This is a genomic window from Streptomyces sp. S465 (genome assembly GCF_026898115.1).
Lineage (GTDB): Bacteria > Actinomycetota > Actinomycetes > Streptomycetales > Streptomycetaceae > Streptomyces > Streptomyces luomodiensis.
In genome coordinates this window covers 3,285,652-3,306,911 of sequence record NZ_CP114036.1, presented here as the reverse complement: position 1 = coordinate 3,306,911, position 21,260 = coordinate 3,285,652, and the positions used below count along the sequence as shown (strand labels likewise).

Below are 21,260 nucleotides of genomic sequence, written 5' to 3'. Positions count from 1 at the left end.
GGGGGCAGCATGGTCCACGAACGGCACGGCAGAGCCGCGAAGTGATGAGTGACGGGGGAGGCGTAGCCGGTGAACGAGAGCTGGGTGACCGTGGTGGGCAATGCCGCGACGCGGCCGGACTTCTGGGAGACGGCCGCGGGTGTCGCGGTGGCCCGGTTCCGGCTGGCGGCGACGGTGCGCCGCTGGGACCGGGGGCGGGACGCGTGGGTGGACGCGTACACGAGTTTCTACACGGTCTGGACATGGCGGTCGCTCGCCGCGAATGTCGCCGGGTCGGTATCGCTGGGTGAACCCCTCGTCGTCCACGGGACGTTGCGGGTGCGGGAGCGTGAATGGGACCGGGAGCGGGACCGTCCGCCGCGGGGGGACGGCGGAGGCCCGGCCGGGGCCGCGGCCCCGGGCGCGCCCGGCGCGGACCTCGGCGGCGGGGCGCATCAGCCCAGGCGCTGGGTCACCGCGGAGATCGACGCGGTGGCGGTCGGACACGACCTCACGCGGGGTACATCCGCTTTTCGGCGGGTTTCACAGGCCAAACCTCTGCTAAACACACCGACTGGGGCAACTTCCCCGTGAGTGGCCGTGGTCACAGAGATTTGTCGATAATCCCAAGTCATTTGAAATCTGTGGACGAGATAACGATTTCGATTCGGATCGGTTGGGTCGGGGCATTCCTGGGGAACACGCGGTTTCTTTCTCCCTAGGATCCCTGGGTGCCCAACGGGGGTTCCTGTGTTTTGAGTTCGCTGGCGAGGCGCACCAACCGACTGGCGCTCGCCCGGAGGGGAAACCATGATTTCTGTACGGAGGCGGGGCATTGCCCGCCTTGCGGCCGCCGTTCTGGCGTCCGGCCTGGTCGCGGCGGGTGCGATGGTCACCGCCGGTACCGCCGCCGCCGATGACGTGCCCCCGAGTCAGGGCGGTGCCACGGCCACGCTGAGCGGTCTCAAGACCTTCGACAAGGCCGTCATCCACGACAACGGCAAGGACCAGCAGATCGGCGCCGGCCTCTTCGAGATGTCGGTCGACAACGGCGGTTCCATCCAGACGTACTGCATTGATCTGCACAACCCGACGCAGAGCAAGGCCAAGTACGAGGAGAAGTCCTGGGCCGAGACCTCGCTGGCGAACAATCCCGATGCGGGCAAGATCAACTGGATTCTCCAGAACTCCTACCCGCAGGTGAACGACCTCGACGCGCTGGCGAAGACGGCGGGCACCGGTGCCCTCACCGAGAAGACCGCCGCCGCCGGTACGCAGGTCGCCATCTGGCGCTTCTCCGACAACGCCAAGGTCGACGCGGTCGACCCGCAGGCCGAGAAGCTCGCCGACTACCTCGAGAAGAGCGCCCAGAACCTCGAGGAGCCCAAGGCGTCGCTCAGCCTGGACCCGCCGGCCGTCTCCGGCAAGGCCGGTGAGCGGCTCGGCCCGGTCAAGGTCCACACCAACGCCGACAGCGTCACCCTCACCCCGGGCACCGAGGACGCGGGCAGCGGCGTCAAGCTCGTCGACGGCAGCGGCAAGACCATCACCAGCGCCGCCGACGGCGGCGAGGTGTACTTCGACGTCCCCGAGGGCGCGGCCGACGGCTCCGCCACGCTGACCGCCCAGGCCGCCACCAAGGTTCCGGTGGGCCGCGCGTTCTCCAGCGCCTCCAAGAGCCAGACCCAGATCCTGGCCGGGTCCAGCGAGAGCACCGTCTCCGCCACCGCCACCGCGAACTGGGCGAAGAAGGGCGCCGTCCCGGCCGTCTCCGCCGAGAAGGACTGCGCCAAGGGCGGCGTCGACGTCACGGCCACCAACAAGGGCGACGAGGCGTTCAGCTTCGAGCTCCTGGGGCAGAAGCACACCGTCGAGGCGGGTCAGTCGAAGACCGTCACCGCCCCCGTGGAGGAGGACCAGAGCTACGAGTTCACCATCACGGGTCCGAACGGCTTCGAGAAGACCTTCTCCGGCGTCCTCGACTGCAAGACCTCCAGCAGCGGCGGCAGCAGCGACACCCCCTCCTCGCAGCCGAGCCCCGCGTCGGCCGGTGGCGGCAGCGGTACCGGCGGTGACACCGCCGGTGGCGACCTCGCCGAGACCGGTAGCAGCAGCAACACCCCGATGATCGCGGGCATCGCCGTGGCGCTGGTCGTGATCGGTGGCGGCGCGATCTTCTTCGTCCGTAAGAAGAAGGCCCCCGCGGGCGAGTGAACGCCAGGGCGGCGACGCCAGGGCAGCAGTGATCGCCGAGTGAAGTGATGATGACCGACTGTGGTGATCATCGAGTGCTCATCGACCACGCACAGTGATGGAGGGCCGGAGCCTCAGGGAGGTTCCGGCCCTTCGCGTCGCGCGGGCCGCGGATACCGGACCACGCCGCACGCCGGACCAATGGGTTTCCGCCTCGGCCCGGCCGTACGGCAAGATGGGTGTATCTGCCCTCACGCGGTGGAAGCCGCCACGGATACGGACACCGCGGCGGAGCCGCACCTCGATACCTACCAGATTGCCGGACGGTTTCTCTTGGCTGAGTTCATCTACACCATGCGCAAGGCGCGCAAGGCGCACGGCGACAAGGTGATCCTCGACGATGTCACGCTGAGCTTTCTGCCCGGCGCGAAAATCGGTGTCGTGGGCCCCAACGGCGCCGGTAAGTCGACGGTGCTGAAGATCATGGCCGGCCTGGAGCAGCCGTCCAATGGTGACGCCTTCCTCTCGCCCGGCTACAGCGTCGGCATCCTGCTCCAGGAGCCCCCGCTGGACGAGTCCAAGACCGTGCTGGAGAACGTCCAGGACGGCGTGGCGGAGACCAAGGGCAAGCTCGACCGCTTCAACGAGATCGCCGAGCAGATGGCGACCGACTACAGCGATGAGCTGCTGGAGGAGATGGGCAAGCTCCAGGAGGAGCTGGACCACGCAAACGCCTGGGATCTCGACGCCCAGCTCGAGCAGGCCATGGACGCCCTCGGCTGCCCGCCCGGCGACTGGCCGGTCACCAACCTCTCCGGTGGTGAGAAGCGCCGGGTCGCGCTCTGCAAGCTGCTGCTGGAGGCCCCCGACCTGCTGCTGCTGGACGAGCCCACCAACCACCTGGACGCCGAGTCCGTCAACTGGCTCGAGCAGCACCTCGCCAAGTACGAGGGCACCGTCGTGGCCATCACCCACGACCGGTACTTCCTGGACAACGTCGCCGAGTGGATCCTGGAGCTCGACCGCGGCCGTGCCATCGGCTACGAGGGCAACTACTCCACCTACCTGGAGAAGAAGCAGGCCCGGCTGAAGGTCGAGGGCCAGAAGGACGCCAAGCGGGCCAAGCGCCTCAAGGAGGAGCTGGAGTGGGTCCGCTCCAACGCCAAGGGCCGCCAGGCCAAGTCCAGGGCCCGTCTGACCCGTTACGAGGAGATGGCGGCCGAGGCCGAGAAGACCCGGAAGCTGGACTTCGAGGAGATCCAGATCCCGCCGGGCCCGCGGCTGGGCAATGTCGTGGTCGAGGTGGAGAACCTCTCCAAGGCGTTCGGTGAGAAGGTCCTGATCGACAACCTCTCCTTCACCCTCCCGCGCAACGGCATCGTCGGCGTCATCGGCCCCAACGGCGCCGGTAAGACCACGCTCTTCAAGATGATCCAGGGCCTGGAGACCGCCGACGCGGGCAGCATCAAGGTCGGCGAGACCGTCAAGATCTCCTACGTCGACCAGAGCCGCGCCAACATCGACCCCAAGAAGACGCTGTGGGCGGTCGTCTCCGACGAGCTCGACTACATCAACGTCGGCCAGGTCGAGATGCCGTCCCGCGCCTATGTCTCCGCCTTCGGCTTCAAGGGCCCGGACCAGCAGAAGCCGGCCGGGGTGCTCTCGGGCGGTGAGCGCAACCGCCTCAACCTGGCGCTCACCCTCAAGCAGGGCGGCAACCTGCTGCTCCTCGACGAGCCCACCAACGACCTCGACGTCGAGACCCTCTCCTCGCTGGAGAACGCGCTGCTCGACTTCCCCGGCTGCGCCGTGGTCGTCTCCCACGACCGCTGGTTCCTCGACCGCGTCGCCACGCACATCCTGGCGTACGAGGGCGACTCCAAGTGGTTCTGGTTCGAGGGCAACTTCGAGTCGTACGAGAAGAACAAGGTCGAGCGGCTCGGCCCGGACGCGGCCCGTCCGCACCGCGCCACCTACAAGAAGCTGACCCGGGGCTGAGCGGATGGCACGCCATGTCTACTCCTGCCCCCTGCGCTGGTCCGATATGGACGCGTTCGGCCATGTCAACAACGTGACCTTCCTCCGCTATCTGGAGGAGGCCCGGGTCGACTTCATGTGGCGGCTGGCGCCGGGGAGCGGGAGTGACGCGTTCACCGGCGGCGTGGTGGTGGCCCGGCACGAGATCGACTATCTGAAGCCCCTCGTCCACCGGCACCGGCCGGTGACGGTCGAGACCTGGGTGACGGAGATCGGGGCCGCGTATCTCACCGTGCGCTATGAGATCAAGGACGAGGACGCCCTGTATGTGCGTGCCACCACCCGCATCGTGCCGTACGACCTCGACCAGGGCCGCCCGCGCCGGGTCACCCCGGAAGAGGAGAAGTTCCTGACCGAGTACCTGGAGCCGGACCCGGTGACGGACACCGGCAAGGCGTCCGCGAGAAGCGCGGGGGCCGCCGGGTCCGCCGGCCGTGCCGGGCGACCGGAGGGAGCCGTCACGGTATGACGGCCTTCCACGCTCTCAGACAGGAGCTGCACTTCGCCGACGCGGGGGAGGCAGCCGATCTCGCCGCCTTCCTGGCCCGGCTGATCCACTACGACCGGGCGGCGGCGGTGCGGCTACAGGCGGGCGGCGGTGTGCTCGCCGTCTTCGGCCGGCCGCCGTCCTTCGATGTCCTCGCGATCCGTACGGCACGGCTCGAGGCGATCGTCCCCACGGAGACCGATGCCACGTCGGCGACGGCGGCGGGCGGGCCCGGGGGGCTGGACGCGACGGTCTCGGCAGGTGAGTTCGCGGACGCGCTGGACACGGCGCGGGCCGCGCGGACCGCCGAAGCGTCCGGGGGCCGCGGCCTGGTGGTCATCGTGCCGCAGTCCGTCACCGGTCCGCCGTGGGCCGGGGTGCTGCCGCCGCGCGGCGGCTGGCGCCGGGTGAACGGGCTGCCGGGCGCTGACGAGGTGCGCGGGGCGGTCGCCGCCGCCGTCGCCGAGTTCCGGACCCGTGACGCGGAGCTTCCCGAGGACCGCCGTACGCGCGCCGAGCGCGACCGCATCGGCCATGAGATCTGGTCCCGCACGCTCGGTGACACCGGGCTCCCGCTGCGCGCCGTGCACGCCGCCCAGTCGCTGGGCTTCCTGCGGCCGGTCCGGGCGGCGGCGCCGACCGCCACCACGCCCGGCGCCGCTGCCGCGGGCGCTGTGACCACCACCGCGCCCGGCCCCGTGGCCGAGCCTCTGACGCTGCTCGCCGCGGGTGGCTGGCTGCGGCTGCGCACTCCGTACGGCTCGGTGGCGGTGCGTACCTCGGGCTTCCCCGGTCTGTCCGTCACACCCGCCTGAGCCCGCCGGGTCAGCCCTCTGCGTTGATCATGGAGGCGGCGGCGTAGGTGAGGTAGTGCCACAGCTGACGCTCGAGCTCCGGGGCCAGCTCCAGCTCGTCGACCGCGTCGCGCATATGGCGCAGCCAGGCGTCATGGGCGGCGCGGTTCACGGTGAAGGGGGCGTGGCGCATACGGAGCCGGGGGTGGCCGCGGTTGTCGCTGTAGGTGCGGGGGCCGCCCCAGTACTGCATCAGGAAGAGCGCGAGCCGCTCCTCGGCCGGCCCCAGATCGTCCTCGGGGTACATCGGCCTGAGCAGCGGGTCCTCCGCGACCCCCTGGTAGAAGCGGTGCACCAGACGCCGGAAGGTCTGCTCGCCACCGACCTGCTCGTAGAAGGTCTGCTCCTGAAGTGTGCCGCGCGGAATCTCTTTCACGCCTCCATGCTCTCAGACGCCCCCGTCTGGAAAAGGGGGCGTGGGTAGCGGCCGGGAGGCGGGCGCAGGAGAGTGGAGTCATGGGCAGCACGGGCGGTGGCACGGGCGGCGGCACGCGCAGCGCTCCGGACGCTACGGAACGTGCGCGGCCGGACCGTACGGGCCGGGAGGCCGATCCGTACGCCGAGGAGGCCGCGGCGGTGCGCGCCGGGCTGGTCCGGGAGATCGTGGCGAGCGGCGGACTCACGGACCCCACCTGGCGCGCGGCCTTCGAGGAGGTGCCGCGCCATCTCTTCGTGCCCTACTACTACGAGACGGGCGAGGCACACGAGGCGGGCGGCGGGGCAGCGGGGGCGGGCGAGGTGCGCGGCGAGAGGGCAGCCGCAGGGGGCGAGGCGGGCGGCACCGGAGTGGTGGTGGCAGGTGGGGCGCGCGGGACGGTTGGCTGTACCCGGTTGTGGCGCGACGACTCCCACCCGTTGCGGCGGGCCCGCTGGCTGGCCGGTGCGTACGCGGACGCCCCGCTCGCGACGCGGGTGCGCGACGGCGAGCTGATCACCTCCAGCAGCCAGCCCTCCCTGATGGCCCAGATGCTCCAGGCGCTCCAGGTGCGGGACGGGGACCGCGTGCTCGAGATCGGCGCGGGCACCGGCTACAACGCCGCGCTGCTGGCACATCGGCTCGGCGACGCGCAGGTCACGACCCTCGACCTCGACCCGGAGATCACCGATGCCGCCCGTAACCATCTGGCCGCGGCCGGGTACCGGCCGGCGGTCGTCACGGGTGACGGGGCGCGCGGCTGTCCGTCGCACGCTCCCTACGACCGGATCATCGCCACCTGCGCCGTGGCGTCCGTCCCGCCCGCATGGCTCGGCCAGTGCGGGCCGGACGCGCTGATCCTCACGCCGCTCGCGACCGGGCTGATCGCCCTGAGGGTCGCCGACGCCCGCCATGCGGAGGGGCGCTTCCTGGCCACCCCCGCGTACTTCGTTCCGCTGCGCGGCAGCGGTCCGCCGCCTCAGGTGCCCACCTACGGGCTGCCGTCCCGGCCCTTGCTGGACGACTCCTTCCGGTTCCTGCTGAACCTGGCCGCGGGCCAGATGGAGCCGGTCGAGGCCCTCGCGCTGTGGGAGCACGAGGGCAGACCGGGGCGGGAGCGCTACGGGGTGACGGTGCGGGGCGAGCGCCAATGGGCCTGGCTGGACGACCCGGAAGGCGCCTACGGCTGGCCACTGGGCCCTCCCGGTCGGCTTCAGCCCTACGACTAGCCCCAGCCCCGTAGCACAGCCCGGTAGCTCAGCCCCGGCGCACCGTGATCGTCGTCCAGGCGCCGATGTGGACGCGGTCGCCGTCCCGGAGCGGAACCGGCACGAACGGCTGGATCGGCTCCTCGCCGCCGTTGATCGTCGTCCCGTTCGTCGAGTCCTGGTCGACGACCGCCCAGGCCCCGTCGGGCTGCTGGACGAGGATCGCGTGCTGGTGCGAGACACCCGGGTCCTCGGGCTGGCGCCCGAGGTCGATGTCGGGGGCCTCACCGGTGCTGTGGCGGCGCCGCCCGATGGTGATCTGGTGGCCGTTGAGCGGCAGCTGCTGCTCGGGGGAGTAGGCCGGGAGGTTCAGTCCGGCGGCCTCCGGGCCGCTGCGGTTCATCATCGCCACGAAGTACTCACGGTCCGGGGCGACGACCGCTATCCAGTTTCCGGGCGCGGGCGACGGCGCACCGCCCTGGCCGAACGGTGCCCCACCGGGCGGCGTCGAATGCTGCGGGGCACCCGGGTGCTGCTGCGGCGGCTGGTGCCCCGGCCCCTGCTGCTGGGGCGGGGCGTACCCCTCGCCTCCGTACGGCTGCGCGGGGGGCGCCGGGGCCTGGGGGTAGCCGTAGCCGTACTGCTGCGGGGCCGGGGGCGCGCCCTGGCCGGGGCCCGGGGCACCGTGCTGCGGCGCGCCGTGCGGCGGCGTGCCTCCCTGCGGCGGCGGGAGCGTCCAGTCGCTGTCGGGGCGCGCCGCCTGGTAGCCGCCGCCCTGGGCGGGGTGCGGGCCCTGCGGTCCCCCGGGGCCGGGCTGCGGCATCCCCGGCTGCGGCGGCGGGGCGTAACCGCCCTGCGGCGGGCCGTACGGGGAAGGCGCCTGCGCCTGGAAGTTGAAGCGGCACTCCTCACAGAACGGAGCCTGCGCCTCACGCGGTGTACGGCACTGCGGGCACAGCTCCTGCTGCTGCGCCGGATAGCCGTAGCCACCCGGGCCACCGGGCGGTGGTGGGCCGCCCGGCCCCGGACTTCCGAAGCCGCCCGGCGGCACGGGCGTACCGGGGGCACCCGGCATGGGCGGTGCCGGCGGTGGCGGAACGGCGCCGGAGGGCATGGGTGTCCCCGACATCCGGTGGCCACACACCTCGCACCAGTCGTCAGCCGCCGATTGGTGGCCGTTAGGACAGGTCGGCATGTCGGATCCCCCTCTTGTGGCGTTCTTGGCGTTTTCTGCCGAGAAGTGCTACGTGAGTGCTGGTTATGTGCTACTTCTTAACGCGAACTGTCTTGGTGGAGCGCGTTTCGAGGGTCATCTCGTCCGCCTCCGCGACCTTCGCTTTGAGTCGCACAGTACCTGCCGCCGCATCGACGACGTCCACCACCTTCGCAAGCAGTTTCGCCGTGTCCTCATTTCCCGATGCGGTCGCCAGCTGTACGGCACGCCCGAGCTTCGCGGTCGCTTGTTCGATATTGCCGGACTTGCGGGCGTTCATTCCCTGTTGGATGGCCTGTGCCAGTTCGGCCTGGCCCGTATAGTGCGCCACCTGCGGATTCATCGCGGTGGAGGCGGCCAGGTCGTCCGTCCAGACCGCCCTTACCAGCCCCTGCGCCAGCGGACTCGGCGGGCTGCCGACTCCATCCGGCCGCGGCTGAACCAGGGAAATCCTGGCCGCGAGCATCTCCTGGCCGACCTCCGCGGCCGGAACCCGTACACACACGTGGTAGTCACGGGACTCCTCGCCCCATGACCCCGTGGGATAGTCGCCCGCGCGCGGACCGGCCTCGACGCGCCGGTCGGTCAGGTCCTCGACCGCCGGTGCGACCTGTTTCACATACGCCACCTCGGCGCCCTTGGGCGTCCACAGCCGGAGGCTGACGTCGGCGACCTCCTTGCCCATCACCGCCTCCATCAACCGTGTGAAGTCCGCGGTGAGTCCGGCGGGATCGGCCACGATATCGGCCGTACCCAGCAGGGCGGAGGCGATCCCGGTGACCTCCGCGACCTCCCAGTCGGTGCCGACCCCGCGGGCATCGCAGGTGAAGCGGCCCGCGCAGGCGTCGAGCACCATCCGCAGCCGCTCCGGCTCCTCATGTTCGTTCCGGCCGTCGGTGAGCAGGATGCCGTGCCGGAGCGCGGTGTCGGCGGAGTCGAACAGCAGGTCGGCCAGCAGCAGCCAGGTGCCGATCGCGGTGCCGCCGCCCGGACTCAGGCCCCGCAGCGCTTCCTTGGCCTGGGCGCGGGTGAGCGGATCGGCGGTGGCCAGCCGCCCGTCGCCGGGGAAGACCTCGACCGCCTTGTGGGTGCCCGCCACCACGGCGAAGGCGACGCCGTCGCGCAGCGTGTCGATCGCGGCGGCGGTCGCGTCCCGTGCGTGGCGCATTTTCGTCGGCGGATAGTCCATGGAGCCGGAGCAGTCCACCATGATCACCACGGCCGCGCGGCCAGGGGAGCCACTCCGGCCGGACGCGTCGGGGGTGCTCCCGGACGCGTCGGGGGTGCTCCCGGACGCCGGGATCGGCGACCCTCCCTCGGCCCCGCCGCCGGCCGAGGTGACCGTGATGATCGCGTTCACCTCGTGGCCTCCCACCGGAAGGTACTCGTTCTGGTGGACCTCGACCGAGAACCGCGGCGCGGGGGAGGTGGAGAAAAGGGCCATGTCATCCGCTCCTTGGCGACCGTCAGGCGGATCCTGCCCGGCCCGGGGCAGCGGGGAACGGCACGATGGCCACTGTTACGTTGTCGTGGCCCCCGCCGCCGAGGGCGTGGCCGACCAGAGCCTGCGCGCTGTTCAGCGGCCGTGAGCGGGCGTCCGGCGGCACCGCGCGGGCCATCTCCTCCGCCGATTCGGCGTAGTTCCACAGCCCGTCGGTGCACACCACCACGACACCCGGCCGGTCCGGTTTGTAGGAGGCGGTGTGCGGCTCCAGCTCATAGGCGTCCGCCCCGAGCCAGCCGGTGATGGCGTGGGCACGCTCGTCGGCGTACGCCTCCGCCTCGGACATCAGCCCGGCGGCCACCATCTGCGCCGCCCAGGAGTCGTCCTCGGTGAGCCGGGCGGGCGGGGCCGTACGGTCGTCGGGGACCCAGTAGGCGCGGCTGTCCCCGACCCAGCCCACGGTGAGGATGTCGCTGGTGACGACGGCGCTGACGATGGTGCACGCCGGTGCGTTCTGATGGCGGTGCGGCTCGGGGTGGACAGCGTCCGCGTCGGTCTCCAGCGCCAGGGAGTTGACCGCCTCGGCGGCGGCGGCGATCGCCTCGGCCATGGCCTGCTGGGGGTGGGCGCCGCGCAGGAGCGAGGCCCGCAGCGCCTCACCCGCCGCATGGGCCGCTGCGGCCGAGGCGTCGTCGGGGCGGGTGGCCGAGGAGACCCCGTCGCACACCACGGCGACCATGACCGGTGAGCCGTCGGGCAGCTCCGCGGCGGACACGGAGAACGCGTCCTCGTTGCGGTGGTGGCGCAGCCCCCGGTCGGTGGCCGCCGCGAGGCCCTCCAGCTCGCTCTCCATATGGTCGCGTTCGCGCCCTTGGGCCTGCCCGCAGTGCCGGCAGTATCCGTCCTGGTCGATGGTGCCCTCCTGGCACGCGGCGCACCGGGGGTGGTGCTCGCCGCCGGGCAGCCGAGGGTCCGCACCGGTGCCGGTGCCCGTACCGCTGTCCGTGCTGGTCGCCGCGCTGATGTGCGTGCTTTCGTTGGCTTCCGGGCGGGTGCCGGCGTCGGCGGACGGTGTCGCCTCGGCCGCGCCGAGCGCCGCAGTGGCCCGCGGGTCGGCCACCTGCCCGTACCCGGCGGGAGCCGGGGCGGCCAGTTGGTAGTCGTCCGACGGGGTGGCCGGCTCGTCGTCGTCGGTCAAGGTGGCCGACTCGTACTCGTCGGTCGGGGTGGCGGCCGACTCGTCGTCGTCCGGCGGGGCGGCCGATCCGTCGTCGTCGGTCGGCTCGGCCGACTCGTCGTCGTCCGAGGGAGCGGCCAGCTCGTAGTCGTCCGGCTCCGGCTGGGTGGACCGCGCCGCCCCGTTCACCTGCGGCGGCACCGGCTGGTCGGCGGTCGCCTCCGCCGCCGACGCGGCCGCCGCCAACAGGTCGGCACCGCACCGATCGCAGTATCTGTCCCCCGCCTGCGGAGGTTCTTCACAGGTCGGGCAGGCTGACAGCTGGGGCGGCTGCGGCATCTGCGACATCGATCACACCCACGTCCTGGGGCGGAAACGGTTGGCCCGCTCCACCAGTTCGATCCTCTCCTCGCCTCGCTGCGCGAGTCTGGCGAGTATCCGATACGAGCGCTCCAATCCGAAACGCAGCCCGCGCTCGTCCAGGCTGCTGCCGAGCAGCGGCGGCCGGTTGTGTCCCGGCGGTGCCCCGCTGCTGCCGGACAGTACCCAATCCAGGGCGCTGCCCAGCACCTCCGTACGCAGCCGCTCGCGCCGCACCGCGTCCAGACCGAACTCGCCCAGCCGCTCGACCTGGACGGCGGCGGCCGACAGATCGCCCAGCAGGGCGTCCTGCGGGGCGCGCTGGCGCAGCCGGGCCCGTACGGCGGCGACCCGCGCCGCCGTGTAGTGGATCGAGGACTCCGGCACCGACTCCAGGGCCCGCACCGCGCCCGTCCGGTCCCCGGAGCACAGCAGGACCCGGGCGAGGCCGAAAGCGGCGCTCACAAAGCTCGGGTCGGTGGTCCACACCAGCCGGTAGTACTCCGCCGCGTTGTCCAACTGGCCCAGCACCTCGGCGCAGACGCCGAGCGCCAGCTTCGGCGCGGGCTCACCGGGAAACGCGTCGTAGACGGCGTCGAAGGAGAGCGCGGCAGTCTCCCGGTCGCCGGTGGCCAGCGCGTGCAGCCCCCGGTACCAGACGATCCGCCAGTCGTCGTGGTACGCGGCCTCCAGACCGGTCAGCGCGACGCCCGCCTCCTGCTCCTGGCCCAGCTCCAGCTGGGCGCGCACCCGGCGCAGCCGCAGCTCGAGCGAGTCGACGGGCACGGTCCGCAGCGCGGCGCTCACCTCGGCGGGGTCGGCGGCCAGCAGCCCGGCCAGGAACCCGGCGTTCGGGTCCTCCGGGTCGACCATCGGCACCGGGAGCGCCAGCGCGGTGGCCCGTCCGTCCGGCACGGCCATGGCGGGCAGCGGCAGGGCCAGCGGGCCCGGCGGCCGCTGCGCGGGGGCGGCCGCGGCGGCGCCCCTGCCGGTGCGCCGGGCGCCCAGCAGGGACGGGTCCTGGCCGTCGGCGGCGAACAGCTCGGTGTCCACCACCCGTGGTTCCGGCCCGAAGAGCGTGGACAGGGCCGGCCGGGGCTGCCCGGTCTGGAGCGCCACGACCTCCCGCAGCACCCCGGTCAGCTGGTCGGCCATCTCCCGCGCGGAGGCGAAACGGCGACTTGGGTCCGGGTCGGTGGCCCGTACCAGCAGCCGGTGGAAGGACTCGTAGCGCCGGAAGATCTCGACATGCTCGGGGTCCGGCAGGCTGTCCACGAAGACGTTGGTATAGCCCTGGAAGTCGAAGGTGAGCACGGCGAGGGTACGCGCCACCGTGTAGAGGTCGGAGGCGATCGACGGGCCCGCCTCCGAGATCTCGGGGGCCTGGTAGCCGACCGTGCCGTAGATGGGGCTGTCGTGGTCGTCCATCCGCCGGACCGCGCCCATGTCGATCAGCTTGAGCTGGTCCTGCTGCTGGATCGCGTTGTCGACCTTGAAGTCGCAGTAGAGGAGATTGCGGCTGTGCAGATGGCCGAGCGCCTCCAGCGCCTCGATGCCGTACGCGCATGCCTGCTCGACCGGCAGCGGATCGCGCCGGCCCTCCGTGGTGCGGCGGGCGTTGGCGATGTCCTTCAGCGACTTGCCGCCCACGTACTCCATGACGATGTAGCCGTCGAGGCTGCCGGTGCGCTGGTCGAGGTGTTCGACGAAGTTGTAGATCCGGACGATGTTGGCGTGCTCGATCTCGGCGAGGAACCGGCGCTCGGAGACGGCCGCCGCCAGGGCCTCCTCGTCGCCCGTGTCCAGCAGGCCCTTGAGGACCACCCAGCGGTCGGACACCGCGCGGTCGATGGCCAGATAGATCCAGCCGAGCCCGCCGTGTGCCAGACAGCCCGCGATCTCGTACTGACCGTGCACGATGTCACCGGGGCTCAGCTTCGGCAGGAACGAGTACGGGTGGCCGCACTTGGTGCAGAAGCCCTCCGTGCGGCCCGGCCGGTCACCGCGGGCGCGCCCCACCGGGGCGCCGCAGTCGGCGCGGCTGCAGAACCGCTTCCGCTCGGGGACCTCGGGGTCCGCCAGCACCGCCGTCCGGGGGTCGGGACGCGGCACTTCCGGGACGCTGACCAGACCGGCGCCCAGCGCGTTGCGTCCCGAGGGGGCCGACGCGGAGGAGCGGGAACTGCGCACCGACACCGAACGCGACGAGGACCGCCCCGACATGGAGCGGGACAGCCGCCCGGACACCGAGCGCCGGGACGAGGCGGAGCGTGCGGACCGCGACCGGCCCGAGGTGCCGGAGGAGGACACCCGGCCGGACGAGGAGTCCCGACCGGAGGAAGGGGCCGGGCCGGAGGAGGGCGCCGGGCCGGACAAGGGGGCTCGGCCGGAGGAGGCGGCCCGGCCGGACGACAGGCTTCCGTCCGGCGCGCCCTGCCCGGTGACGCCGGTGGCCGGTGAGCCGACCATCCCCTGCGGTGAGACGACCGGGGCCATACCGCAGACATCGCAGTACAGCTCACCTCCGCCCACATCCTCGTAGGACCCGTCGCAGTTACGCCGCTGGCAGGCGACCACCGCCGCATTCATGCCGAGCCTCCCTCGATGCTTTCGTCGGCCGGGGCCGACTGGCGTGGCACCAGGGCCTCGGCCGCCGCCTGCTGATAGCGCAGCACGGCCTGCTCGGCCGCCCGCAGATCACACGGTGCGCTCCACAGCATCCGGCGGGCCACGTCATACCGCTCCACCAGCAGCGGATCCTCTGCCATGCCATGGCGGGCGACCTTCGCCCGGTACGCGTCGAGCCGACCGCGCAGCTCGGCGCGGACCGCGAGCGGCGCGGTGACCGCGGTGAGCGACTCGCGGGCCCGCAGCAGCTCGTCGTCGGCGCGCTGCTCCAGGCTCTCCAGCAGCGGCGAGAGCCGGTGCCACTGGGAGCGCCGGCGGTAGTCGGCGGCCGCGACCAGCTGCTCGTGCAGCGCGGTCGGCGGGCCGCTGACGGCCGGAACCTCCGATGCCGCGATCTTCGCGAGCACCTCGCCGCGCGCCTGGCGCGCCTCCGCCAGGGTGCGATCGGCGCGGGAGAGCACATCGCGCAGCCGCATCAGCCGCCGCTCGGCGTCCTGCCGCACATCCAGCACCGCCTCGATCTCGCGCCGGACATCCTCCAGGGCGCGGGCGGCGCGGTCATAGCGCTCGGTGTCGGGGCTTCCGCCGCCGGGCGCGGAGCTGCCGCTGGCCGGTTTCCAGAAGGCCAGCGGGTCGGAGACCACGTCGGCGCGCAACGCGGTCAGCTCGGCGGTGATCTGCTCCAGATCGTCCCCCGCGGGGTGCTCACCGGGGCGCACCCCGACGGAGTGGGCCAGCGAACGGGTGCGGTGCAGCTCGGCGGCGAGCATGTCGATCCGGGCGGGCAGCGTGGACCATACGGCGTCGGCGCTGACGATGACGTCGAGGGCCTCGGCGTACCAGCGGTTCATCCGGTCGACCAGCCGGTCCAGGCTCAACTCCTCGCTGAGCAGGGGAGAACCGCCCAAGGTGGCGCTGCTGGGCAGGGTGATCGCGGTGCCGCGGAGCAGCTCGGTGAGCTCGGCCAACTCGTCCTGCGTCGGCCAGCGGTGACGGGAGCGCACCTCACGGGCGCGGGTGAGGGCCTCGGAGTACGCGTCGAAGTAGCTCCACAGGAGGGAGATGGCCTGTTCGGTGGTGGACCACCGGTCCTTGGTGACGCCCGTGAGCTCGGCGCCCTCGAGGAGCCTTCTGCCCGCGTGGTCCTGGAGGGCGAGCAGTGAGGAGTCGATCGCCTCGTGTTCGGCGGCGAGCTTCGCCAGCGCGCGGTCCACCTCCTCGCGGCCCATGACCGGGCCGTTGGGTGTCCCCGCGAAGCTGGGGAAGGGTCCCGGGACCCCCATCGATCACCTCTCCATGTCCGTAACCGTTATGTGATCTGTCTCAGCGTCATCCCTACGCGTGTGAGGCGGGCGCTAATCCTTGCCGGTCCGTTCCTTGCCCTACGTGATGTGTCCGTTTCCGTCCGTGCCGGTTCTCATCCGCTCGGGCCCTTGTCCGCCCTAGTCCTTGTATTGGGGGGCGGGTGGTGCCGGATTCCCCTGTGCCGTGCTGAAGTCCTTCGCGAGCCATTTCTGGTAGGCCCGCATCCAGGCACCGCCCTGGCGGTAGTTCTCCAGAACCTTGTTGACCCGGCGTACCAGGTCGTCGTCGTTCTTGTTCATCGCCACGCCGTAGAACTCATCGGTGAATCGCGAGCCGACCAGCTTGACGGAGGGGTCCTGGGCGGCCTGACCGGCCGCCAGCGCATTGTCGGTGATCACCGCGTCCACCTGGCCGAGCTGAAGCCTGACCAGGCAGTCCAGCTGGTTGGGCACGGGCTTCACCTTGATCGCGCCCAGATGCTCGGCACCGGTGTCCGGCTTGTCCAGCTCGGCCTCGGCGGTGGAGCCCTGCGCGGTGCAGACCTTCTTGCCGCGCAGGGTCTTGTTGTAGCCGGTGATGGGCGAGTCGTCGGCGACCAGCACCTGCTGCCCGGCCTGGAAGTAGGCGGTGGAGAACGCGACGTCCTTGATCCGGTCGCAGTTGATGGTCATGGTGCGCACCACGACGTCCACCTTGCCCTGTTGCAGGGCCTTGATGCGCTGACTGGTGGGGATGGTGCGGAAGATGACCGCGTCCGGATCGCCGAAGATGTCCTCGGCGATGGCGCGCACGAGATCGATGTCGAAGCCGGTGAGATCGCCGGTGGCCGGATCGCGGTATCCCCAGCGGTAGCTGTTCTGGTCGACGCCCGCGATCAGCTTGTTGAGCTTGTGGCCGTTGACCTCACGGTCCTTGATCCGCTTGATGGCCGGACCGCTCGCGCTCGACGGACGCAGGCTCGCCTCGGGATCGCGGCAGCTGTCCGCCGCCGCCTCGGCCCCGGCCCGCATCGTATGCGGGCTTCGCGCACCATCCCTGCCGTCGCCGCCGCTCCCGTCGCCGTCCATCACCGCCGGCACCGCGATGGCCGTGGCCACGCCCAGGGCGCATACCGTCACCGCGGCGGCCGATCGCACCGATCGCATGCTGTGGCCCCCCATCGTCCTCATCGGTACTCCGACAGTCTGCGGCCTATGCCCACCACCGCACCCGCCGCCCCCAGCACGGTCAGCACCCCGGCGCCGAGCGCCATGGCGGTGAACGCCCCCCGCCCGGCGTCGGCGGCCTGCTGGAACTCCCGCTGCTCGTGGTCGAGGGCCTTGGCCAACTCCGTGTCCACCGCGTCGAAGGACTCGCCGGTGGTGCCCTTGGCGCCGATGACCTTGGTCAACGCCGTTTTGTAGTCGCCCCCGTCGTCGGCGGCGCGGGCGGCCTTGTGCCGCTCCTGCCACTCCCGGATCCGGTCCGCGGCCTTCTCCACCGGCTCGCGGCCCGCGTCGTCGTCCGCGAGGGCACGCGCCTCGTCCAGCAGGCTGCCGTCCGAGGGGCGCCCGCTGGACCCCTTTCCCACGAGCGCGGACATCCGCGAGCCGTAGCTGACCTCGTAGGCGTCCTTGCCCTTGTCGGTGCCGTCCTCGTCGACGACGACCGCGCCGCGCGCCACCAGGGTCAGATTCTCATCGGCGCGGGCCCGCAGGGAGTCGATCCGCGCCTCGTTGAGCACCTGGAGGGACTTCGCGCCGTGGTCATTGGACTCGGTGAGCTGGGCGCGGGCGACCGCGTGGCCGACCACCAGCCACAGCATCACCACCGTGGCGGCGGCCGTGGCGGCGAGCAGACCGTGGTTGAGCACCCGGTTCGTGCGCTCGTAGTGACGGCGCTGGGCCCATCCCAGCGCGCCCAGCGCGACGACACCGGTGGCGATCGCCACCCATGGCCATGCCTCGGCGTCCTCGTAGTCCTCCCCAAGGCGGGCGGTCTCCGCCTTGTAGAGCCTGCCCGCGGCGGGCAGCAGCTCGCCGCGCATGGTGTCGTTGGCATAGCGCAGATACGCGCCGCCCAGCGGCAGCCCCTGGCGGTTGTTGGCGCGCGCGGACTCGACCAGGCCGGTGTAGACCGGCAGCAGCTGATTGATCTTGCGTATCTCCTCGCGGGCGGAGGACGAGCCCTCCGTATTGGCCGCGGCCCGCACCAGCAGCTCGGAGGCGGTGTCGATGTCCCGTTCGTACCGCTGCCGGACCTGGCCGGGCTCCTGGCCGCTCACCAGGAAGCCGCTGGCCGCCGTGGTGTCGGCGTCGGCCAGGGAGCGGTAGATCTGCGCCGCGTCGGCGCTCAGCGGCTGGCTGCGCTCGGCCACGGCGTCCGCCGCGGTCTGCCGATCGGAGACCTGCCAGGCGGTGACCGCGCCGAACGCGACCATCAGCGCGGCCAGCACCGCCCCGATGACACGCAGCCGACCGGGCTCGGTCGTCGCCGCCGCCCGCGCCCGGTCGAGCCCCTCACGCCACACGGTGCGCGGCGGGGCCACGGGCGCGGGCGGCGCTACGGCTCTGCCGGTGGTCGGCGGGTATGACACAAGACCTCTCCCCTTTGGCCCGGATCCCATGGTGTGGTGTCGCAGTCGGTGTCGCAGCAGTATGGACCGCGGCGCCAGGAGAGGTCACCGGACGAGCCTGGATCTTGTTCGGATCGCGATCTACCCTCCCCCTCTCATTACGCTTCGGAAGGACGTTCGGTTCCACTTTCCGCGTCGTCACTCGGGGCGTAGTGCGCGCGCAGCCGGGCGTACGCCGGTTCGGGCGCGCCCGTGCGGTCCAGTCCCAGCAGCGCGGCGCCGAGCACCGGCGGCGCGGTGACCACCCGCGGCTCGGCCTTCGGGGCGCGCTCCGCCAGCAGTTCGCGGATCCGGCCGTCCAGCAGCGGATGGCGGGCCGCGATCACCCCGCCGCCCAGCACCACCGGTGTCTCCTCGCCCAGCAGATCGAGACGGGCGAGGGCGACCGCGGCCATGGTCACCACCTCTTCCGCCTGGCGCTCGACGATCGCGCGCGCGATCCCGTCACCGGAGTCGGCCACCGCGAAGAGCACCGGCGTCAGCTCATACCGCCGGGCCGCCTCCAGACGGCCCAGGTGCAGCGCCTCGATCAGCTCGTACATGGTGGTCAGGCCGAAGTGCGCGGGCAGGGCGCGGGCCAGTTCGGTCGGCTCGCCGCGGCCGTCCTCCGCACGCGCCGCCCACCACAGCGCCTCCTCCGACAGATAGCCCCCGCCGCCCCAGTCGCCGGAGATCCGGCCGATGGCCGGGAAGCGGGCGACACGGCCGCCGTGGCCGATCCCGGCGCAGTTGATGCCCGCACCGCAGACCACGGAGACGCCGGTCGGCTCGCCGTCGTCCGCGACGCCGGCCCGCAGCAGGGCGAAGGTGTCGTTGGCGACCGTGACGGTGGCGCCCCAGCCGCGACCGGCCAGCACCTCCGTCAACTCCTCCTCCTCGCTGGGCAGGTCGGCGTTGGCCAGACACGCCGAGACATGCCCCACACGCTGCGGCCCGGCCCGGCCCGCCTGCCGCGCCACCTCCGCCACCAGGGGCGCGAGCGACCCGACGGCGCGCTCGGCGCCCACGAGGGGCGGCCGGAAGCCGCCGCCGCGGGCCGCGCCGAGAACGGAGCCGTCCGGGCCGACGAGCGCGACATCGGTCTTGCTGTTGCCCGCGTCGATCGCCAGCACCGACCGGTCGGGCGCGGGAGGGGAGGAAGGAGAAGGGCTCGGTACGGACTGGGTCAGGCCCACGCCAGATGCTCCCGGTTGTGCGCGATGAGGTGGTCGGTCAGCTTCTCGGCCTCATCGAACTGGCCGATGAGCGGGTGGGACAGCAGCGCCTGGAAGACCCGCTCCCGGCCGCCCTTCAGCGCGGCCTCCAGCGCCAGGTGTTCGTACGCGGTGACATGCGCGACCAGACCGGCGAACAGGGGTTCAAGAGGGCGCACGGGCAGTGGCTTCGCGCCCTGTGCGTCGACGGTCGCCGGGACCTCGATCACCGCGTCGTCGGGCAGGAAGGGCAGGGTGCCGCGGTTGAACGTATTGACGATCCGCACCTCCCCGGTGTCGCGCAGCAGGGACGAGGTGAGATCCACCGCCGCCTCCGAGTAGAACGCCCCGCCGCGCCTGCTGAGCAGCTCCGGCTTCTCGTCCAGCGCCGGATCGCCGTACATCTCCAGCAGCTCCCGCTCGATCGCCGCGACCTCCGCCGCCCGTGACGGCTTGGTGCGCTGCTCCCGCACCACCGCGTCGTGCCGGTAGTAGTAGCGCAGGTAGTAGGAGGGAACGACACCGAGGCGGTCCACCAGTGTGCGCGGCATCCGCAGATCCTCGGCGATGGCCTCACCGTGCTCCGCGAGCAGCTTGGGCAGCACATCCTCGCCGTCGGCGCCGCCGATGCGCACCGATCGCTCCCAGGTGAGATGGTTGAGGCCGACGTGTTCCAGCGTCACCTCGCCGGGGGCCACGCCCAGCATCGCGGCGAACTTCCGCTGGAAGCCGATGGCGACATTGCACAGGCCGACCGCCCGGTGCCCGGCCGTGAGCAGCGCCCGGGTCACGATGCCGACCGGGTTGGTGAAGTCCACGATCCAGGCGTCGGGGTTGCGGCGGCGCACCCGCTCGGCGATGTCCAGCACGACCGGAACGGTGCGCAGCGCCTTGGCCAGCCCGCCCGCGCCGGTGGTCTCCTGCCCGACGCAGCCGCACTCCAGCGGCCAGGTCTCGTCCTGATTCCGCGCGGCCTGACCGCCGACGCGCAGCTGGAGCAGCACCGCGTCCGCGCCGTCCACGGCCGCGTCCAGGTCGTCGGTCCAGGAGATGGTGCCCGGATGGCCCTGCTTGGCGAAGATCCGGCGTGCCAGTCCGCCGACCAGCTCCAGCCGGTCCGCGGCCGGGTCGATGAGGACGAGTTCCTCCAGGGGGAGCGCGTCCCGCAACCGGGCGAATCCGTCGATGAGTTCGGGGGTGTAGGTGGATCCGCCCCCCACGACTGCGAGCTTCAACCCTTGACTCCTGTCAGTGTGACGCCTTCGACGAAGGCTTTCTGAGCGAAGAAGAAGACGATGATCACGGGGGCCATGACGAGCAGGGTCGCGGCCATCGTCAGATTCCAGTTGACGCTGTGCGCGCTCTTGAAGCTCTCCAGGCCGTAACTGAGCGTCCAGGCCCCCGGATTCTGCGCGGCGTAGATCTGCGGGCCGAAATAGTCGTTCCAGCAGTAGAAGAACTGGAAGAGCGCGACGGCCGCGATTCCCGGCTTCGCCATCGGGACGACGATGCGCAGCAGCGTGCCGACCTCACCGCAGCCGTCGACCTTCGCCGATTCCAGGTACTCCCGGGGAATCGTCAGCAGGAACTGGCGCAGCAGAAAGATGGAGTACGCGTCGCCGAACGCCATCGGGATGATCAGCGGCCACAGCGAACCCGACAGATGCAGCTGCTGGGCCCAGACCAGATACATCGGAATCACGATGACCTGTGGCGGCAGCATCATCGTGGAGATGACCAGCATCATGGCGGTGCGGCGGCCGCGGAAGCGGAATTTGGCGAGGGCGTAGGCCACCGGAACGGAGGAGCAGACCGTGAAGAGGGTGCCGAGCCCGGCGTACATCAGCGAATTGCGCCACCAGTCCAGAAAGCCCGGAGTGGTGAAGACCTCGGCGTAATTCGACCAGTGCCATTCGGTGGGCCACAGAGTGCCGCTCATCGCCTGGTCGTCGCTCATCACCGAGGTCAGGAAGACGAAGACGAAGGGCAGGACGAAGAAGAGCGCGGCGGCGACGGCGACCGCGTGCACGGCGATCCAGCGCAGCACGGCGCGACGGCGGGCGGCGGGGGCGGGGGAGCGTCCCGCGGCGGGGCGCACGGGCGCGGAGGGCGCCGAGAGGGCGGTGGTGGCGGTCATGGCGGATCGGTCCTCT

The 21,260-nt window shown here is 71.7% G+C and carries 17 protein-coding genes; 6 read left to right on the top strand and 11 right to left on the bottom strand.

Annotation, left to right across the window (positions count from 1 at the left end; all coding sequences use genetic code 11):
* Positions 1 to 69 precede the first annotated feature (69 nt).
* The 5 genes from N6H00_RS14390 (at position 70) to N6H00_RS14370 (ending at position 5,511) form a co-directional block, all read left to right on the top strand.
* Positions 70 to 573 (top strand): single-stranded DNA-binding protein, encoded by a 504-nt coding sequence (locus N6H00_RS14390; RefSeq protein WP_268972069.1) that lies wholly within the window; start codon positions 70 to 72, stop codon positions 571 to 573.
* A 216-nt stretch (positions 574 to 789) separates the two neighbouring features.
* The gene (locus tag N6H00_RS14385) at positions 790 to 2,193 is read left to right on the top strand and encodes a Cys-Gln thioester bond-forming surface protein (protein ID WP_268972068.1); all 1,404 of its coding nucleotides are present in this window, start codon (positions 790 to 792) and stop codon (positions 2,191 to 2,193) included.
* Positions 2,194 to 2,505: 312 nt separating this feature from the next.
* Positions 2,506 to 4,170 carry an energy-dependent translational throttle protein EttA gene (gene ettA / locus N6H00_RS14380; protein ID WP_268976963.1) on the top strand — a complete coding sequence of 555 codons (1,665 nt, stop codon included), beginning with the start codon at positions 2,506 to 2,508 and terminating at the stop codon, positions 4,168 to 4,170.
* A 4-nt stretch (positions 4,171 to 4,174) separates the two neighbouring features.
* Positions 4,175 to 4,678 carry an acyl-CoA thioesterase gene (locus N6H00_RS14375; protein ID WP_268972067.1) on the top strand — a complete coding sequence of 168 codons (504 nt, stop codon included), beginning with the start codon at positions 4,175 to 4,177 and terminating at the stop codon, positions 4,676 to 4,678.
* Complete coding sequence (locus N6H00_RS14370; RefSeq protein WP_268972066.1) at positions 4,675 to 5,511, top strand: hypothetical protein; 837 nt, start codon at positions 4,675 to 4,677, stop codon at positions 5,509 to 5,511. The genes N6H00_RS14375 and N6H00_RS14370 overlap by 4 nt, the downstream gene beginning before the upstream one ends.
* A gap of 10 nt (positions 5,512 to 5,521) precedes the next feature.
* Here the strand turns inward: N6H00_RS14370 and N6H00_RS14365 are convergent, their stop codons facing one another.
* Positions 5,522 to 5,926, bottom strand: coding sequence for a globin (locus N6H00_RS14365; protein WP_268972065.1), 405 nt, complete (start codon positions 5,924 to 5,926; stop codon positions 5,522 to 5,524).
* Between the two features lie 80 nt (positions 5,927 to 6,006).
* On the opposite strand from N6H00_RS14365, the gene N6H00_RS14360 reads away from it, so the two are divergent.
* Positions 6,007 to 7,194 (top strand): methyltransferase domain-containing protein, encoded by a 1,188-nt coding sequence (locus N6H00_RS14360; RefSeq protein ID WP_268972064.1) that lies wholly within the window; start codon positions 6,007 to 6,009, stop codon positions 7,192 to 7,194.
* Between the two features lie 28 nt (positions 7,195 to 7,222).
* Here N6H00_RS14360 and N6H00_RS14355 read toward each other — a convergent pair whose 3' ends face one another.
* From N6H00_RS14355 to N6H00_RS14310, 10 genes are all read right to left on the bottom strand, one after another.
* Entirely contained in the window at positions 7,223 to 8,368 is a 1,146-nt protein-coding gene (locus N6H00_RS14355) for an FHA domain-containing protein (RefSeq protein WP_268972063.1), read from the bottom strand.
* A 70-nt stretch (positions 8,369 to 8,438) separates the two neighbouring features.
* Positions 8,439 to 9,830: a vWA domain-containing protein gene (locus tag N6H00_RS14350; RefSeq protein WP_268972062.1), complete on the bottom strand. Its 1,392-nt coding sequence runs from the start codon at positions 9,828 to 9,830 to the stop codon at positions 8,439 to 8,441.
* Between the two features lie 22 nt (positions 9,831 to 9,852).
* Positions 9,853 to 11,355 (bottom strand): PP2C family protein-serine/threonine phosphatase, encoded by a 1,503-nt coding sequence (locus N6H00_RS14345; RefSeq protein ID WP_268972061.1) that lies wholly within the window; start codon positions 11,353 to 11,355, stop codon positions 9,853 to 9,855.
* A gap of 3 nt (positions 11,356 to 11,358) precedes the next feature.
* A complete protein-coding gene (locus N6H00_RS14340) occupies positions 11,359 to 13,956 on the bottom strand; it encodes a serine/threonine-protein kinase (RefSeq protein WP_268972059.1) in 2,598 nt (865 codons plus the stop codon).
* Positions 13,953 to 15,278 (bottom strand): hypothetical protein, encoded by a 1,326-nt coding sequence (locus N6H00_RS14335; RefSeq protein WP_268972058.1) that lies wholly within the window; start codon positions 15,276 to 15,278, stop codon positions 13,953 to 13,955. The genes N6H00_RS14340 and N6H00_RS14335 overlap by 4 nt, the downstream gene beginning before the upstream one ends.
* A 159-nt stretch (positions 15,279 to 15,437) precedes the next feature.
* On the bottom strand, positions 15,438 to 16,445 hold the full coding sequence (locus N6H00_RS14330; RefSeq protein WP_361256909.1) for a glutamate ABC transporter substrate-binding protein: 1,008 nt from the start codon (positions 16,443 to 16,445) through the stop codon (positions 15,438 to 15,440).
* Between the two features lie 20 nt (positions 16,446 to 16,465).
* The gene (locus N6H00_RS14325) at positions 16,466 to 17,875 is read right to left on the bottom strand and encodes a hypothetical protein (protein ID WP_443072949.1); all 1,410 of its coding nucleotides are present in this window, start codon (positions 17,873 to 17,875) and stop codon (positions 16,466 to 16,468) included.
* Positions 17,876 to 18,012: 137 nt separating this feature from the next.
* Positions 18,013 to 19,089, bottom strand: a complete 1,077-nt coding sequence (locus N6H00_RS14320) for an N-acetylglucosamine kinase (RefSeq protein ID WP_268972055.1) — start codon at positions 19,087 to 19,089, stop codon at positions 18,013 to 18,015.
* Positions 19,080 to 20,342, bottom strand: a complete 1,263-nt coding sequence (locus N6H00_RS14315) for a 6-phospho-beta-glucosidase (protein ID WP_268972054.1) — start codon at positions 20,340 to 20,342, stop codon at positions 19,080 to 19,082. Before N6H00_RS14315 ends, N6H00_RS14320 begins: the two co-directional genes overlap by 10 nt.
* On the bottom strand, positions 20,339 to 21,244 hold the full coding sequence (locus tag N6H00_RS14310) for a carbohydrate ABC transporter permease (RefSeq protein WP_268972053.1): 906 nt from the start codon (positions 21,242 to 21,244) through the stop codon (positions 20,339 to 20,341). The genes N6H00_RS14315 and N6H00_RS14310 overlap by 4 nt, the downstream gene beginning before the upstream one ends.
* Positions 21,245 to 21,260: the final 16 nt, after the last annotated feature.

Coding starts and splice junctions, on each gene's coding strand:
- N6H00_RS14345 (WP_268972061.1), bottom strand. CDS start 11,355: ATGTCGCAGATGCCGCAGCCGCCCCAGCTGTCAGCCTGCCCGACCTGT.
- N6H00_RS14385 (WP_268972068.1), top strand. CDS start 790: ATGATTTCTGTACGGAGGCGGGGCATTGCCCGCCTTGCGGCCGCCGTT.
- N6H00_RS14340 (WP_268972059.1), bottom strand. CDS start 13,956: ATGAATGCGGCGGTGGTCGCCTGCCAGCGGCGTAACTGCGACGGGTCC.
- N6H00_RS14335 (WP_268972058.1), bottom strand. CDS start 15,278: ATGGGGGTCCCGGGACCCTTCCCCAGCTTCGCGGGGACACCCAACGGC.
- N6H00_RS14370 (WP_268972066.1), top strand. CDS start 4,675: ATGACGGCCTTCCACGCTCTCAGACAGGAGCTGCACTTCGCCGACGCG.
- N6H00_RS14310 (WP_268972053.1), bottom strand. CDS start 21,244: ATGACCGCCACCACCGCCCTCTCGGCGCCCTCCGCGCCCGTGCGCCCC.
- N6H00_RS14375 (WP_268972067.1), top strand. CDS start 4,175: ATGGCACGCCATGTCTACTCCTGCCCCCTGCGCTGGTCCGATATGGAC.
- N6H00_RS14350 (WP_268972062.1), bottom strand. CDS start 9,830: ATGGCCCTTTTCTCCACCTCCCCCGCGCCGCGGTTCTCGGTCGAGGTC.
- N6H00_RS14355 (WP_268972063.1), bottom strand. CDS start 8,368: ATGCCGACCTGTCCTAACGGCCACCAATCGGCGGCTGACGACTGGTGC.
- N6H00_RS14360 (WP_268972064.1), top strand. CDS start 6,007: ATGGGCAGCACGGGCGGTGGCACGGGCGGCGGCACGCGCAGCGCTCCG.
- N6H00_RS14330 (WP_361256909.1), bottom strand. CDS start 16,445: ATGCGATCGGTGCGATCGGCCGCCGCGGTGACGGTATGCGCCCTGGGC.